The organism is Streptomyces sp. NPDC008238 (assembly GCF_042956445.1).
In the GTDB taxonomy this organism is placed as follows: domain Bacteria; phylum Actinomycetota; class Actinomycetes; order Streptomycetales; family Streptomycetaceae; genus Actinacidiphila.
This window is the reverse complement of record NZ_JBIBGK010000032.1, coordinates 1-13,389: the sequence shown is the minus strand read 5'-3', so window position 1 is coordinate 13,389 and position 13,389 is coordinate 1. Positions and strand designations below refer to the sequence as shown.

The 13,389-nt window shown below is 74.7% G+C and carries 14 protein-coding genes and 1 pseudogene; 8 read left to right on the top strand and 7 right to left on the bottom strand.

What is annotated here, in order from left to right; genetic code table 11:
• The first annotated feature begins 362 nt into the window (after positions 1-362).
• Both ACFZAU_RS36560 and ACFZAU_RS36555 read left to right on the top strand, forming a co-directional pair.
• Positions 363-731, top strand: a complete 369-nt coding sequence (locus tag ACFZAU_RS36560) for a GNAT family N-acetyltransferase (RefSeq protein WP_500555810.1) — start codon at positions 363-365, stop codon at positions 729-731.
• A 103-nt stretch (positions 732-834) separates the two neighbouring features.
• Positions 835-1,015 (top strand): annotated as a pseudogene (locus ACFZAU_RS36555) (molecular chaperone DnaJ); the annotation flags it as partial.
• Between the two features lie 319 nt (positions 1,016-1,334).
• Here ACFZAU_RS36555 and ACFZAU_RS36550 read toward each other — a convergent pair.
• Genes ACFZAU_RS36550 through ACFZAU_RS36535 form a run of 4 tightly spaced genes read right to left on the bottom strand, consistent with a single transcriptional unit; the run spans position 1,335 to position 4,892 of the window.
• Positions 1,335-1,949 carry a response regulator gene (locus ACFZAU_RS36550; RefSeq protein ID WP_500555760.1) on the bottom strand — a complete coding sequence of 205 codons (615 nt, stop codon included), beginning with the start codon at positions 1,947-1,949 and terminating at the stop codon, positions 1,335-1,337.
• Complete coding sequence (locus tag ACFZAU_RS36545) at positions 1,946-3,178, bottom strand: sensor histidine kinase (protein ID WP_500555759.1); 1,233 nt, start codon at positions 3,176-3,178, stop codon at positions 1,946-1,948. Before ACFZAU_RS36545 ends, ACFZAU_RS36550 begins: the two co-directional genes overlap by 4 nt.
• A gap of 38 nt (positions 3,179-3,216) precedes the next feature.
• Positions 3,217-3,948: an ABC transporter permease gene (locus tag ACFZAU_RS36540; protein WP_499598471.1), complete on the bottom strand. Its 732-nt coding sequence runs from the start codon at positions 3,946-3,948 to the stop codon at positions 3,217-3,219.
• Complete coding sequence (locus ACFZAU_RS36535) at positions 3,948-4,892, bottom strand: ABC transporter ATP-binding protein (RefSeq protein WP_500555758.1); 945 nt, start codon at positions 4,890-4,892, stop codon at positions 3,948-3,950. The genes ACFZAU_RS36540 and ACFZAU_RS36535 overlap by 1 nt, the downstream gene beginning before the upstream one ends.
• A 232-nt stretch (positions 4,893-5,124) precedes the next feature.
• Between ACFZAU_RS36535 and ACFZAU_RS36530 the strand changes: the two genes are divergently transcribed.
• From ACFZAU_RS36530 to ACFZAU_RS36520, 3 genes are read left to right on the top strand one after another with little or no spacing between them, the layout of a single operon-like run.
• Positions 5,125-5,970 carry a MaoC/PaaZ C-terminal domain-containing protein gene (locus tag ACFZAU_RS36530; protein WP_500555757.1) on the top strand — a complete coding sequence of 282 codons (846 nt, stop codon included), beginning with the start codon at positions 5,125-5,127 and terminating at the stop codon, positions 5,968-5,970.
• A gap of 26 nt (positions 5,971-5,996) precedes the next feature.
• Positions 5,997-7,073, top strand: coding sequence for a Zn-dependent alcohol dehydrogenase (locus ACFZAU_RS36525; RefSeq protein WP_500555756.1), 1,077 nt, complete (start codon positions 5,997-5,999; stop codon positions 7,071-7,073).
• A 19-nt stretch (positions 7,074-7,092) separates the two neighbouring features.
• Positions 7,093-8,031, top strand: a complete 939-nt coding sequence (locus tag ACFZAU_RS36520; RefSeq protein ID WP_500555755.1) for a 3-oxoacyl-ACP reductase — start codon at positions 7,093-7,095, stop codon at positions 8,029-8,031.
• A 16-nt stretch (positions 8,032-8,047) separates the two neighbouring features.
• Here ACFZAU_RS36520 and ACFZAU_RS36515 read toward each other — a convergent pair whose 3' ends face one another.
• Together ACFZAU_RS36515 and ACFZAU_RS36510 are read right to left on the bottom strand one after the other, a co-directional pair.
• Positions 8,048-8,227, bottom strand: a complete 180-nt coding sequence (locus ACFZAU_RS36515; RefSeq protein WP_500465510.1) for a hypothetical protein — start codon at positions 8,225-8,227, stop codon at positions 8,048-8,050.
• Between the two features lie 60 nt (positions 8,228-8,287).
• Positions 8,288-9,418 carry a hypothetical protein gene (locus ACFZAU_RS36510; protein ID WP_500555754.1) on the bottom strand — a complete coding sequence of 377 codons (1,131 nt, stop codon included), beginning with the start codon at positions 9,416-9,418 and terminating at the stop codon, positions 8,288-8,290.
• Positions 9,419-9,598: 180 nt separating this feature from the next.
• Here ACFZAU_RS36510 and ACFZAU_RS36505 point away from each other — a divergent pair, with 180 nt between their 5' ends.
• The 3 genes from ACFZAU_RS36505 to ACFZAU_RS36495 are packed head-to-tail and all read left to right on the top strand — an operon-like array spanning position 9,599 to position 12,392.
• On the top strand, positions 9,599-10,462 hold the full coding sequence (locus tag ACFZAU_RS36505) for a Nif3-like dinuclear metal center hexameric protein (protein ID WP_500555753.1): 864 nt from the start codon (positions 9,599-9,601) through the stop codon (positions 10,460-10,462).
• Entirely contained in the window at positions 10,459-11,202 is a 744-nt protein-coding gene (locus ACFZAU_RS36500; protein ID WP_500465526.1) for a zinc ribbon domain-containing protein, read from the top strand. Before ACFZAU_RS36505 ends, ACFZAU_RS36500 begins: the two co-directional genes overlap by 4 nt.
• Positions 11,202-12,392: a bifunctional RNase H/acid phosphatase gene (locus ACFZAU_RS36495; RefSeq protein WP_500555752.1), complete on the top strand. Its 1,191-nt coding sequence runs from the start codon at positions 11,202-11,204 to the stop codon at positions 12,390-12,392. The genes ACFZAU_RS36500 and ACFZAU_RS36495 overlap by 1 nt, the downstream gene beginning before the upstream one ends.
• Here ACFZAU_RS36495 and eda read toward each other — a convergent pair.
• Positions 12,378-13,013: a bifunctional 4-hydroxy-2-oxoglutarate aldolase/2-dehydro-3-deoxy-phosphogluconate aldolase gene (gene eda / locus ACFZAU_RS36490; protein ID WP_500555751.1), complete on the bottom strand. Its 636-nt coding sequence runs from the start codon at positions 13,011-13,013 to the stop codon at positions 12,378-12,380. The two genes, ACFZAU_RS36495 and eda, sit on opposite strands and share 15 nt — an antisense overlap.
• Between the last annotated feature and the right edge of the window lie 376 nt (positions 13,014-13,389).

Below are 13,389 nucleotides of genomic sequence, written 5' to 3'. Positions count from 1 at the left end.
CACGCGGCGGTTCGGCGCGGTGCGCGCGCTGGCCGTCCGCGAGGACCCGAGCCGCTTCTTCAACCGGGCCGGGGGATTCGGCTCCGCCGGACCGGTCACGGCCGAGGCCGTTGACGAGGTGTGCGGCTTCTTCCGGGCCCAGGGCGTGCCCGTCGGCTCGCTCATGATCGCGCCGTCGCTGCTGCCGTCCGACTGGGCCTCGATCGCCGGGAAGCGGGACCTTACCGAGGGCACCCGCTTCGCCAAGCTCGGCTGCGACGTCCCGGCGGCCCTGGCCGCGGTCGACGGTGCCACCGCGCTCGACCCGGGGCTGCGCGTCGGCCTCGTCGAGCCCCCACCAGGCGCACGAGTGGGCGACCGTGATGATGACGACCTTCGGCTTCACCACGCCGGCCATGACCGACATGGCCGCGGCGTGCGTCGGCAGGCCGGACTGGCGGCAGTACGCGGTCTGGGAGGGCGAACGGATCGTCGCGGTGGGCAGCGTCTTCCTCAACGGCGACTGCGCGGGCATGTTCGGCGGGGCCACGCTTGCGGGGTGGCGGGGCCGCGGCGCCCAGTCGGCCCTGCTCACGGCCCGCGTCCGGGCCGCCCACGACGCGGGCTGCCGCTGGCTCGTCGCCGAGACCGGCGCGGAGGGCCCGGGCGAGCACAACAGCTCCCTCCACAACATGCTGCGCGCCGGCTTCGAGCCGCTGTACGAGCGGGTGGCCTGGGTCTGGCGCGGGTAGCCGTACGGCGCCGCCGGGCCGGCTCGCTTTGTGCGCCGGTCCGGCGGGGGGTGTTCCGGCAGCAGCGGGGGGCGCGGGCACAGGTGGGGTCCTTCGTCCGTGCGGGCGGAGTGAGATGACGCGCACGGTCGCGCGGACCCGTGACGTGTGCCGATGCCGCGGGGAGGTCTCGCGACCTCCCGGCCGTGCCAGCAGTGCCGGGGGTCGGCACCGTCGTGCCGACCCCGGGGCCGGAGTGGTCCGGCGACGGCCGGATCCGGTCGCGGCGCACGCTGACGGCGAGATCCCGGCCTGCGTCGAGCCGACGGGGATGTGGGTCTTGCCGGAGATCCGGGCACTGCGACGGTTGCCGGGCACGGATGGGCTTCCTCTGCCCGGAGGGGGCCTGAGCGGGCCCGGAGCTGCCCGGCGCGGTGGGCCGGGTCGCCGGGAGGGGCGGTGGTCGGCGGGGGCGGACCGGGGTCCTTCGTCCGGTGCGGGAGTGCGGGTCTTGCCGGAGATCCGGGCACCGCGATGGCTGCCGGGCGCAGACGGGGCAATTTCGTCCGCCGGGAGGGGGGTGGCCGGTGGGGGCGTACGCGGACGGGGGCCTCGGGCCCCGGGTCAGAGCCAGCCGTTGTGGCGGGCGGTGCGGACGGCTTCCGTCCGGTTGCGGGTGCCGGTCTTGCCGATGGCGGACGACAGGTAGTTCCGCACCGTCGACTCCGACAGGTGCACCCGCGCCGCGATGTCCGCCACCGTCGCCCCGTCCGCCGCCGCGTTGAGCACGTCCTGCTCGCGCGGCGTCAGCGGGCTGGGCCCGGTGCTGAGGGCGGCCGCGGCCAGGGCGGGGTCGATCACGCGGTGACCGGCGAGGACGCGCCGGATCGCGGCGGCGAGGTCCTCGACGGGGCCGTCCTTGACCAGGAAGCCGGACGCCCCGGCCTCCATCGCGCGGCGCAGGTAGCCGGGGCGGCCGAACGTGGTGAGGATGAGCACCTTGCAGGCCGGGAGGCGCTCGCGCAGTTCCGCCGCCGCGTCGAGCCCGCTGCGGCCGGGGAGTTCGATGTCGAGCAGCGCGACGTCGGGCCGGGCCTCCAGCGCCGCGGTGACGATCCCGTCGCCCGCGGCGACCTGTGCGACGACGTCGATGTCGTCCTCCAGGTTGAGGAGCAGGGACAGCGCCCCGCGCATCATGCCCTGGTCCTCGGCCAGCAGGACCCTGATGACGCCGCTCATGCGGTCTGCTCCTCCTCCACCGGCAGTTCGGCGACGACGCGGAACCCGCCCCCGGGGCCCGGGCCCGTGCCGAGGGAGCCGCCCGCCGCGGCGAGCCGTTCGGTGAGCCCCTTCAGCCCCGAGCCGGAGCCCGAGCCGAAACCGGAGCCGTCGCCCGGGCCGGATCCGGGGGCCGAGCCTACGCCGCGGCCGTCGTCGGTGATCCGCAGACGTACCCGGCCGCCGGTGCCGGCGAGCTCGATGGCGCAGGTGGCGGCCCCGCTGTGCCGTACGACGTTGGTCACCCCCTCCCGCACCACCCACCCGAGCAGGGCCTCGGTCTGCGAGGGCAGCGGCGGGCCGGACTCCTTGACGACGGCCTCGATGCCCGCGGCCGCCAGGGCCGAGCGGGCGCGGTCCAGTTCGGTGGAGAGGCTGCCCTCGCGGTAGCCGGTGACGGCCTCCCGGATCTCGGTGAGCGCCTGGCGTCCCACCGCCTCGATGTCGGCGACCTGGGCGAGGGCGGCCTCCAGGTCGCGCGGGGCGAGCCGGCGGGCGGCCTCCGCCTTGACGACGACCACGGAGAGCGTGTGCCCGAGCAGGTCGTGCAGGTCGCGGGAGAAGCGCAGCCGTTCCTCGGCGACGGCGTTGCGGGCCAGTTCCTGGCGGGTGGCGCGCAGTTGGGTCACCGCGTCGAAGAGGGTGAGCATGGCGGCGGTGACCAGGCCGGAGATGAGGCTGCCGTACCCGATGGAGACGCCCTCCCAGATGTCGCCGCTGCGCATCCCGGAGACGATCCCCGCGGACACCGCCAGGGCGACCAGCACGGGACCCATCCGCCGGCCGCGCACCACGATCCCGACGGCCAGCGACAGCAGCGGGAAGAACACCAGCCAGCTGCCGCCGTAGCCGATGGCGAGGGCGTAGGTGACGGCGGCCAGCGCCAGGAGGTAGCGCCGGGGCACCTTGCCGCGGGCGGTGCGCGGGTCGAAGGAGGTGAAGACGACGCCGATGTAGAGGGAGTTGAAGGCCAGCAGGCCGAGGCCGCCGAGCCAGGGGTTGGCGGCCTTGCCCTGCAGGAGGTGGGACAGGGCGCCCACGCCCATCAGCAGCCAGGGCAGGAAGGTGAACCGGGTCGGGGGCTTGAGGTCCTCGATCTCCTCGGCGAAGGGCCGGGTCACCCGCAGCTGCCGCCAGTGGTGGAGGATCCGTGCCGGCAGCGGGCGCCGGGGTTGCGTGGTGATGGCCATGGCCGTCGCCACCTCCTCTTCCACGGTCCCGGTGGGGTTCACGGGGTGCGGGCCGAGCGGCGGTAGGCGTACACGGCGTACGCGCCGAAGACGGCCGTCCACGCGGCGAGCACGGCGACGGTACCCGTCCGCGGGACCGCGCCGTCCGCGATGCTCCAGCCGAGCTGCCCGAAGCGCTGGGACGGGGTCCACTCGGAGACCGCCCGCAGCCAGTCCGGGAAGACCGACGAGGGGATCCACAGCCCGCCGACCACGGACAGGCCCAGGTTGCAGGCCATGTTCACCACGCCGGTGGTCTGCCCGGACAGCCGGTAGCCGTTGCCGAGCCCGAGCAGGGTGAAGGGGGCGGTGCCCACCCACAGCAGCCCGCCGACGGCGGCCCACTGCCAGGGCCGCAGTTCGACGCCGTTGACGAGCCCGCCGGCCAGCAGGACGGCCAGGATGGCGGGCAGCACGGTGACGGAGCCGCTGATGCAGCGGCCGGTGACGACCAGCAGCGGCGACATGGGGGTGATCCGCAGCTGGCGCAGCCAGCCGAGGCCCTTGTCCTCGGCGACGCTCGACCCGGTGGACACCGCCGAGCCCAGCGCGCCGTACGCGGCCATGCCGATCATGGCGGCCAGCGAGGCGGCCTTGTCGTCCTCCGAGCCGGAGACGCCGAGGTTGGTGAAGAGCAGGTACATCATGACGGGCATGCCGACGCCGAAGATCACGAATCCGGCGTCGCGCAGGGTGCGGCGGATCTCCAGCGAGACGTAGGCGAGCAGCATCAGACCTTCTCCTCGGCGAGGGCGGCGGTGTCCTTGGCGGTGGTGGGCGCGTGGTCCGGGGCGGGGGACTGCGCGGTGAGGGAGAGGAACGCGTCCTCCAGGCTGGCGGCGGTCACCGTCAGGCCGCGGACCATGCCGCGGTCGGCGAGGGCGACGACGGTGGCGTCGGAGTCGGCGGAGCGCAGCAGGGCGCGGTCGCCGCGGACCTCCACGGACACCACCCCGGGCAGCTGCCGCAGGCCCTCGGTGGGGGCCCCGGCCAGGTCGAAGGAGACGAGGTTGCCGCCGACGGCGCGCTTGATGCGCTCGCCGCTGTCGTCGGCGACGACCCGGCCGCGGTCGATGACCACGATGCGGTCGGCGTTCTCGTCCGCCTCCTCCAGGTAGTGGGTGGAGAACAGCACGGTGTTGCCGCGGGCCGCGTACGCGCGCATCGAGTCCCAGAAGGCGCGCCGGGCCTCGACGTCGAGGGCGGCGGTGGGCTCGTCCAGCACGATGAGCTCGGGGTTGCCGGCCAGGGCCACGGCGAAGCGGACCCGCTGCGCCTGGCCGCCGGAGAGCCGGTCGGCGCGGCGGCCGGCGACCTCGGTGAGGCCGGCCAACTCCAGGGCCTCGGCCACGGGCAGGGGGTCGGGGTAGGTGCGTGCCACGAAGGTGATCAGCTCCCGGACGGTCACCCGGGGGATCGGCCTGCCGTCCTGCAGCATCGCGCCGACCCGGCCCGCGCGGACCGCGGTGTGCGGGGTGCCGCCGAAGAGCCGGACCTCGCCGTCGTCGGGCTCGTTGAGCCCGAGCAGCAGGCTGATCGTGGTGGACTTGCCCGCGCCGTTGCGGCCGAGCAGGGCGACGGACTCCCCCCGCCGGATCTCCAGGTCGACGCCGTTAACCGCGCGTACCGCGCCGAACGTCTTGACGGCCCTGGTGAAACTCACTGTCGTCGTCATGTCACCGACACTACGGCCAGGGCCCGCCGCGGGGTCAGTGGGGAATGTACGAACCCTGGCAGGACAAATGTCACTGTTGCGAAGGCACTCTGACGGTACGTCAGCTATTCCCAGGGCCCGGGTGATGCGTTATACATGGGCTGGCTAGAACGCGTTCTAGTACGCGCCCTGGCGGGGCCGACGGTGCGGACGGCCGCGCCAGGGCCCCCGCGCAGCGAAGGAGCCGCCGGACATGCCGATCGACGTCGCCGCCGCCACCTCGGCCGAAGCCCGCAGCGCCGAACTCGTCTGGGACCACCGGGACGTCATCCTCTACCACCTGGGCCTCGGCGCGAACGCCCTCGGCTACGCACTCGAAGGCCCCGGCCTGCAGGTCCTGCCCAGCTTCGCCACCGTCGCCGGCGGCTCCGCCGCCGCCGGGGAACCGCGGGGCGGGCTCTCCCTGCCCGGCATCGAGATCGACCTCGCCGCCGTCCTGCACGGCGCCCAGCGCATCGAGGTGCACCGCCCGGTCCCCGTCCGCGGCCGGGCGCGGCAGACCACGCGCGTCGCCGACGTGTACGACAAGGGCAAGGCCGCCGTCATCGTGCTGCGCCGCGAGGTCGCCGACGAGCAGGGCCCGCTGTGGACCTCCGACGCGCAGATCTTCGTCCGCGGCGAGGGCGGCTTCGGCGGCGACCGCGGGCCCTCCGCCCGCACCGAACCGCCCGGAAGGGCGCCCGACCGCACCGTGCTGCGCGCCACCCGCGAGGACCAGGCCCTGCTCTACCGGCTCTCCGGCGACTGGAACCCGCTGCACGCCGACCCCGGGTTCGCGAAGCAGGCCGGCTTCGACCGGCCGATCCTGCACGGCCTGTGCTCCTACGGCATCACGCTCAAGGCCGTCGTCGACACCCTGCTCGGTGACGACGCGAGCCGTGTGACGTCCTGCTCCACCCGCTTCGCCGGGGTCTTCTTCCCCGGCGAGACCCTGCGCATCCGGATGTGGTCGCAGCAGGGCCGCGTCCTGGCGTCGGCGACCGCCGTCGAACGCGACGACGCGCCGGTCCTCGCCGACACCGTTGTCGAGCACTCGTAAGTCCCGGAGGGGAGAGGGGAACACGCATGCGCGCAGCACTCCTGCAGGAGATCGGCCAGGACAAGCTCGAGGTCGTCGACGACGTCGAGACGGTGGGCTTCGGCCCCGGCAAGGTGCGCATCCGGCTGCGGGCGACCGGGCTGTGCCACTCCGACCTGTCCGCCATGAGCGGCGTCCTGCCGCAGCCCGCGCCCTTCGTCCCCGGCCACGAGGGCGCCGGGGAGATCACCGGGACCGGCGAGGACGTCAGCGGCCTCTCGGCCGGCGACCGCGTCCTGGTCTGCTGGCTCCCGGCCTGCGGCGCCTGCCCGGCCTGCCGGCGCGGCCAGTCCCACCTGTGCCTTGCCGGGTTCATGAACGCCGGCACCCCCAACTTCCGCCGCCCCGCCGGGGACGTGTTCGGCTTCGCAGGCACCGGGACCTTCGCCGAGGAGGTCGTGGTCCCCGCCTCGTGCGCCGTGCCCATCCCCGACGACCTGCCGTACGAGATCGCCGCCCTCATCGGCTGCGGCGTCACGACCGGCATCGGCGCCGCGCTCAACACCGCGCGGGTCACCCCCGGTTCCTCCGTCGCCGTCATCGGCTGCGGCGGCGTCGGCATCAGCGTCATCCAGGGCGCCCGCGCCTCCGGCGCCTCGGAGATCATCGCCGTCGACCCCGTGCAGACCCGCCGCGACGCGGCCCTGCGCCTCGGCGCCACCGACGCGGTCGCCCCCGAGGAACTGGCCGACGCCAAGGCCCGGATCACCGGCGGCGAGGGCTTCGACTACGTCTTCGAGGTCGTCGGCCGCAGCGCGACGGCCCGCACGGCCTACGACACCACCCGCCGCGGCGGCACCCTCTGCGTCGTCGGCGCCGGCGCGATGGACGACCTCCTGCAGGTCAACATGTTCGAGCTCTTCTTCGATGAGAAGCGCATCCTGCCCTCCCTGTACGGCGGCGGCGACGTCCTGCGCTCCTACGACCGCGTCATCCGCCTCTGGCGCTCGGGGCGCGTGGACCTGGAGGGCCTTATCACCCACCGGGTACGGCTCGACCAGATCAACGAGGCCGTCGACCAGATGCGCAGCGGCGAGGCCCTGCGCACCTGCATCGCGGTCTGACACCGGGACGGGAGGACGCATGCGCGTGCTGGACGGCAGGACCGCCGTCGTCACGGGGGCGGGACGCGGCCTCGGCCGGGCCGAGGCGCTGGAACTGGCGCGGCTGGGCGCCAACGTGGTCGTCAACGACTACGGGCAGTCCGGCCGCGACGGCTCCGGCGAGGCGTCGGCGAGCCCCGCCGACGAGGTCGTCGCCGAGATCACCGCCGCCGGCGGCCACGCGGTGGCGCACCACGGCGACGTCGCCGACCTCGACCAGGCGCAGGACCTGGTGCGGCTGGCGGTCGGCACGTACGGCGCGCTCGACGTCCTGGTCAACAACGCCGGGATCCTGCGGGACCGGATGGTGTTCTCGATGACCGAGGACGAGTGGGACTCGGTCGTCCGGGTCCACCTCAAGGGCCACTTCGCCACCACCCGGTTCGCCGCCGCCCACTGGCGCGAGCGCGCCAAGGCGACGGGCTCCCCGGTCTACGGCCGGATCGTCAACACCTCGTCCGAGGCGTTCCTCGCCGGCTCGGCCGGTCAGCCCAACTACGCGGCCGCCAAGGGCGGCATCGTCGGCCTCACCTCGTCGACGGCCGCCGCCCTCGGCAGGTACGGCGTCCGCGTCAATGCCATCTGCCCGCGGGCGCGGACCCGGATGACCGAGGACGTCTTCGCGGGCCTCGGCCGTCCCGCGTACGGGCCCGACCCGCTCGGGGTGGAGCACGTCGCCCCGCTCGTCGGCTACTTGGCCTCACCGGCGGCCGACCGGATCACCGGCCAGCTGTTCGTCGTGCACGGCGGGATGGTGGCGGTGATGGACCGCCCCCGCGTCGCGGCGAGGTTCGACACCGCCAAGGACGCGTTCACCCACGACGAGCTGGACGACCTGCTCACCCCCTACTGGGCGGGCCGTGACCCCGGTGACGGGTTCGCCGCCACCGACGTCCTGGCCCTGCGCCACGAGGGCTGAGACGGGCCCGGGCCCGTCAGATCTCCATGGCGGGGGGCCCGGAGGGGCGGCGGTGGCGGCCGTGCGGCGCCTCGACCACCTGGGTGTTGTCGTCTTGGGCGGAAGCCGTACCGCGGTGGCGGCCGGCGTGCAGGCCCTCGGCGTAACCGTCCTCGAGGCGGGCCTCGGCGGCGGTGTCGTGTCGGGCATCGGACATGAGGAGACTCTCCGTCGACTAGCTTGCAGGGTGCGCGGAACGCCGCAGGAGTTTACCCATTCAAGATCCCGTGGCCAGCGGCGCCTTCTGCAACGGGAGCACGGGGCTGGTCCGCGCGGCCTCCGGCAGCTCCGGGGGAGCGCCCTCCGCCGCGCTCCCCGGCGGGAACGGCACGGGCACCGCGGGCGGCGCCTCGTACTCCACCGTGCCGCACGGGCAGTGCGCGCAGGCGTACGGCAGGCGCAGCACCCCGCGGGCCGACCACAGGCCCGCCCCGGGCAGCCATCCCTCCGGCGCCGACAGCCAGGTGGCGCGGCGCTCCCCGGGCCGCCAGACCGCCAGCGACGTGCCGTGCGGGCCGTCCGCGCGCAGCGCCACCGCGCACGCCTCGGGCATCAGCACCTGCCCGGGCTGGGCCGCGAACGGGGTCAGCACCGCGTCCGGCACGCGCAGGCACTCCGCGAACCGCATGGGCCGGCGGCTGCCCAGCACGCCCCAGCCGATCCGGTCCTCGCCGGTGGCGTCGCTGCGCACTATCAGCAGCCCGCTGTCCGGTTCCGCCAGCAGCAGCCGGTCGTTGCTGTCGTCGGTGATCTGCAGCAGCGGGCTCACCGCCCCGGCCCGCTCCAGGTCGACGGCGACCGTCTTGACCGCCCCGTCCGCCTCGCGGTCCAGCGCCAGCAGCCGCCCCGCCCGGTCCAGCCACGCGCCGCCCCCGCAGCGGCCCGGGACCTCCGCCAGCCGGCGCGGCCGCAGGTCCCGGTCGTCGTGCACGAGCCACACCGCCGACACCTCCCGCGCCGGGTCGTAGGTGAGCGCGTACACCTCGCCGGAGGCGACCGGAGGCAGCAGCCGCGCCCGCGTGTCCCCGCCCGGGAGCGAGCCGACGAGCAGTTCGCCGGTGCCGGGGCCGGTCGGGTAGAGCAGGGCGAGGTCGTGCCGGTCGGCGACCCGGCGGAGGATCAGCACGCGGCCGTCGGGCAGGGGCAGGACCTCGGAGCACTGTTCCTCGGGCTGGTTGCCGGGCAGCGGCACGGTGTACGGCTCCGGTCCGCCGAGCGTCCAGCGCTCGGGGTACCAGCCGTCGTCCCCGTCGGGTCCCTGGGCCAGGCAGGCGGCGTAGGAGCCGTCCGCGGCGATCGTGAACCCGGCCCGTCGCACGGTGGTGGTCTCGGTGGCGCAGGCTGTCATGGTATGGCTCACCTCCGGGCCACGACGCTAGTTTTCGCACGCCCGGCCGCCCGACACGAGTCGGTGGTCTTCACACGTAAGGGTGGCTCTCGTCCCGTTCCGTCGGACTTCGGATGCTCGGTGTGCTCATGACCAGGCCGGGATTCCGGCCGTCCGCCACGGGCGCGGTAACCTCGACCCGTGCCGAAACTGTCCGACGTCATCGCCGCCCTCGAAGCCCTCTGGCCCCCGGCGTGGGCCGAGCAGTGGGACGCCGTCGGCCTCGTCTGCGGCGACCCGGACGCCGAGGTCGGCCGGGTGCTGTTCGCCGTCGACCCGGTCCGGGAGGTCGTCGAGGAGGCGATCGCCACCGGCGCCGACCTGCTGGTCACGCACCACCCGCTCTACCTGCGCGGGACGACGACGGTCGCGGCCACCGGCTTCAAGGGCCGCGTCGTGCACACCCTGATCAGACACGACATCGCGCTGCACGTGGCGCACACCAACGCCGACCGGGCCGACCCCGGGGTCTCCGACGCCCTCGCCGAGGCCGTCGGCCTGCGCGTCACCGGACCCCTCGTGCCCGACCCCGCCGACCCGGCCGGCCGCCGCGGCCTCGGCCGGATCGGCGAGCTGCCCGAACCGCTGACGCTGGCGGAGTTCGCCCGCCGGGCGGCTGCCGGCCTGCCGGCCACCGCGACCGGGCTGCGCGTCGCCGGCGACCCCGAGCGGCCGGTCCGTACCGTCGCGGTGTGCGGCGGCTCCGGCGACGGCCTCTTCGACGACGTGCGCAGGGCCGGGGTGGACGTCTACCTCACCGCCGACCTGCGCCACCACCCGGCGTCCGAGGCGCAGCAGGCGGGACCGCCGGCGCTCGTCGACGCCGCCCACTGGGCCACCGAGTGGCCCTGGTGCGAGCAGGCCGCGCGCCGCCTCGACGAGGTCTCCGAACGGCACGGCTGGACGCTGCGCACGTACGTGTCGCGCACCGTCACCGACCCGTGGACGGCCCACGCCCCGGCACTTCCCCTCGACGAACCCACGACCTCAGGAGCCCCCCGCTGAAAGCCGCGCCCGCAGACCAGATCCGACTGCTCGAGGTCCAGTCCCTCGATTCGCGCCTCGCGCAGCTGGACCACAAGCGCAAGAACCTTCCCGAGCACGCGGAGATCGAGCGCCTGAACTCCGACGTGACCCAGCTGCGCGACCTGCTGGTCGCCGCCCAGACCGAGGAGAGCGACACCGCCCGCGAGCAGACCAAGGCCGAGCAGGACGTGGACCAGGTGCGCAAGCGCGCCGTCCGCGACCAGGAGCGGCTGGACTCCGGCGCGGTCTCCTCCCCGAAGGACCTGGAGAACCTGCAGCGCGAGCTCACCTCCCTCGCCAAGCGGCAGAGCGACCTCGAGGACGTCGTCCTGGAGGTCATGGAACGCCGCGAGGGCCTGCAGGAACGGGTCCAGGAGCTCACCGGGCGCCTGGAGTCCGTGCAGGCCAAGGCCGGCGAGTCCGGGGAGCGCCGCAACGCGGCGCTGCAGGAGATCGACGCCGAGGGCTCCACGGTCGTCAAGGAGCGCGAGATCATCGCCGGTTCGGTCCCCGCCGACCTGCTGAAGCTCTACGACAAGCTGCGCGCCCAGTCCGGCGGCGTCGGCGCCGCCCGGCTCTACCAGAAGCGCTGCGAGGGCTGCCGGCTGGAGCTGAACATCACCGAGCTCAACGAGGTGCGGGCGGCCGCCGCCGACGAGGTCGTGCGCTGCGAGAACTGCAGGCGCATCCTCGTCCGCACCCCCGAGTCGGGCCTGTAATGGCCCGTACGTTCGTGGTGGAGGCCGACGGGGGGTCCCGGGGCAACCCGGGACCGGCCGGCTACGGCGCCGTCGTCAGCGACGCCGCCACGGGCGAAGTGCTCGCCGAGGCCGCCGAGTTCATCGGTACGCACACCAACAACGTCGCCGAGTACCGGGGCCTGATCGCCGGGCTGCGCGCCGCCCACGCGATCGACCCGCAGGCCCGGGTGCGGGTGCGGATGGACTCCAAGCTGGTCGTCGAGCAGATGTCCGGCCGCTGGAAGATCAAGCACCCGGACATGCGGCCGCTGGCCGCCGAGGCGAAGGCGGTCCTGCCCGCGGAGCAGGTCAGCTACGAGTGGATCCCGCGCGAGAAGAACAAGCACGCCGACCGGCTCGCCAACGAGGCGATGGACGCGGGCAAGCGCGGCAAGCAGTGGGAGCCCGGCCGTTCCGCCGCCGCGCTCGCCTCTTCCTCTGCGCCGGCCGCCGTGCCGGCCGCCGCCTTGGCGGCCGATTCGGTGGACGAGCCGGTGGACGAGGCCCCCAAGGCCCCGCCCGTCGGCTGGGCGGCGGCGGCAGACCTCGGCACGCCCACCACCTTCGTCCTGCTGCGGCACGGGGAGACCCCGCTCACCGCGGAGAAGCGCTTCTCCGGCAGCGGCGGCGACGACCCGGAACTCTCGGAGAGGGGCCGCTGGCAGGCCCAGCGCGTGGCCGACGCCCTCGCCGCCCGCGGCACCGTACAGGCCGTCGTCACCTCGCCGCTGACCCGCTGCCGGCAGACCGCGCAGACCGTCGCGGACCGGCTCGGGCTCGACGTACGCGTCGACGAGGGTCTGCGCGAGACCGACTTCGGCGCCTGGGAGGGGCTGACCTTCGCCGAGGTGAAGGAACGCCATCCGGCCGAACTCGACGCCTGGCTCGGCTCCGCCAAGACCGCCCCGCCCGGCGGGGAGAGCTTCGCCGCCGTCGCCCGCCGGGTCTCCCTCGCGCGGGACAAGCTCATCGCCCGCTACGCCGGCCGCACGGTGCTGGTGGTCACGCACGTCACGCCCATCAAGACCCTCGTCCGGCTCGCCCTCGGGGCCCCGCCGGAGTCGCTGTTCCGGATGGAGCTGTCGGCGGCGGCGCTGTCGGCGGTGGCGTACTACGGGGACGGGAACGCGTCGCTGAGGCTGCTCAACGACACGTCACACCTGCGCTGACGGCGCGGTGAGCGCGGCCGCCTCGCGGGCGAGCCGCTCCACCCGGTCCCAGTCGCGGTCCCGCAGGGCGTCCTGCGGGACCATCCAACTGCCGCCCACGCAGGACACGTTCGGCAGGGCGAGGTAGGCCGGCGCGCGGGCCGCGTCGATGCCGCCGGTCGGGCAGAACCGGACGTGCGGCAGCGGGGCGGCCAGCGCTTTCAGGTACGCCGGGCCGCCGGCCGCCTCCGCGGGGAAGAACTTCAGCTCCGTCACGCCGCGTTCGGCCAGGGCGAGCACCTCGGAGGCGGTCGACACCCCGGGCAGGAACGGCAGCCCCGAGGCGGTCATCGCGTCGACCAGGCCGTCCGTCCACCCCGGGCTCACCAGGAACCGTGCCCCGGCCCGCACCGCCGCCCCCACCTGCTCCGCCCGCAGCACGGTCCCGGCCCCCACGACCGCCTCCGGCACGGCCCGCGCGGCCGCGGCGACGGCGTCCAGCGCGGCGGGGGTCCGCAGCGTGATCTCCACCGCGGTCAACCCGCCGCGGGCCAGCGCCCCGACGAGGGGGGGTGCGTCCGCGGGGTCCTCCAGCGTCACGACCGGGATCACGGGGGCGAGGTTCAGCACCATGCGCCGCATCGTGCCGGTCCCTTGTGCCCTCCGCAACGTGCGTTGCACGCCGCGCAACGGGGGTGCCCCTTGCGGCCGGTGGTTGTGTGCGGGTTGTTTGCGCCTGCGGCGGGCTGTTTCCCACCCTCCCGCCCGATTGCCCGGCATGGTTGGTGCGGGTCTCGCACGTCGTTGTAGGGTCGGGGCCGCGCCGGCGCACGTCCTCAACGCTCGCGGTTTGCGTCTACATCCTTGGGCACCGGGTCCGCCGCTCGTCGTTTCCGGGCGCACCCCGCCACACCCCCTCCCGCCGTGTGGGCGCACAACGGCCGGTGGGGGGTCGGATAGGCAGGTGCGATCACCCCGGACGGCATTTGGCACCCCCACAGGTCTTCAGCGCACAGGC

Coding starts and splice junctions, on each gene's coding strand:
- ACFZAU_RS36530 (WP_500555757.1), top strand. CDS start 5,125: ATGCCGATCGACGTCGCCGCCGCCACCTCGGCCGAAGCCCGCAGCGCC.
- ACFZAU_RS36515 (WP_500465510.1), bottom strand. CDS start 8,227: ATGTCCGATGCCCGACACGACACCGCCGCCGAGGCCCGCCTCGAGGAC.
- ACFZAU_RS36540 (WP_499598471.1), bottom strand. CDS start 3,948: ATGCTGCTCGCCTACGTCTCGCTGGAGATCCGCCGCACCCTGCGCGAC.
- ACFZAU_RS36545 (WP_500555759.1), bottom strand. CDS start 3,178: ATGGCCATCACCACGCAACCCCGGCGCCCGCTGCCGGCACGGATCCTC.
- ACFZAU_RS36550 (WP_500555760.1), bottom strand. CDS start 1,949: ATGAGCGGCGTCATCAGGGTCCTGCTGGCCGAGGACCAGGGCATGATG.
- ACFZAU_RS36535 (WP_500555758.1), bottom strand. CDS start 4,892: ATGACGACGACAGTGAGTTTCACCAGGGCCGTCAAGACGTTCGGCGCG.
- ACFZAU_RS36525 (WP_500555756.1), top strand. CDS start 5,997: ATGCGCGCAGCACTCCTGCAGGAGATCGGCCAGGACAAGCTCGAGGTC.
- ACFZAU_RS36495 (WP_500555752.1), top strand. CDS start 11,202: ATGGCCCGTACGTTCGTGGTGGAGGCCGACGGGGGGTCCCGGGGCAAC.
- ACFZAU_RS36510 (WP_500555754.1), bottom strand. CDS start 9,418: ATGACAGCCTGCGCCACCGAGACCACCACCGTGCGACGGGCCGGGTTC.
- eda (WP_500555751.1), bottom strand. CDS start 13,013: ATGCGGCGCATGGTGCTGAACCTCGCCCCCGTGATCCCGGTCGTGACG.
- ACFZAU_RS36560 (WP_500555810.1), top strand. CDS start 363: ATGATGACGACCTTCGGCTTCACCACGCCGGCCATGACCGACATGGCC.
- ACFZAU_RS36520 (WP_500555755.1), top strand. CDS start 7,093: ATGCGCGTGCTGGACGGCAGGACCGCCGTCGTCACGGGGGCGGGACGC.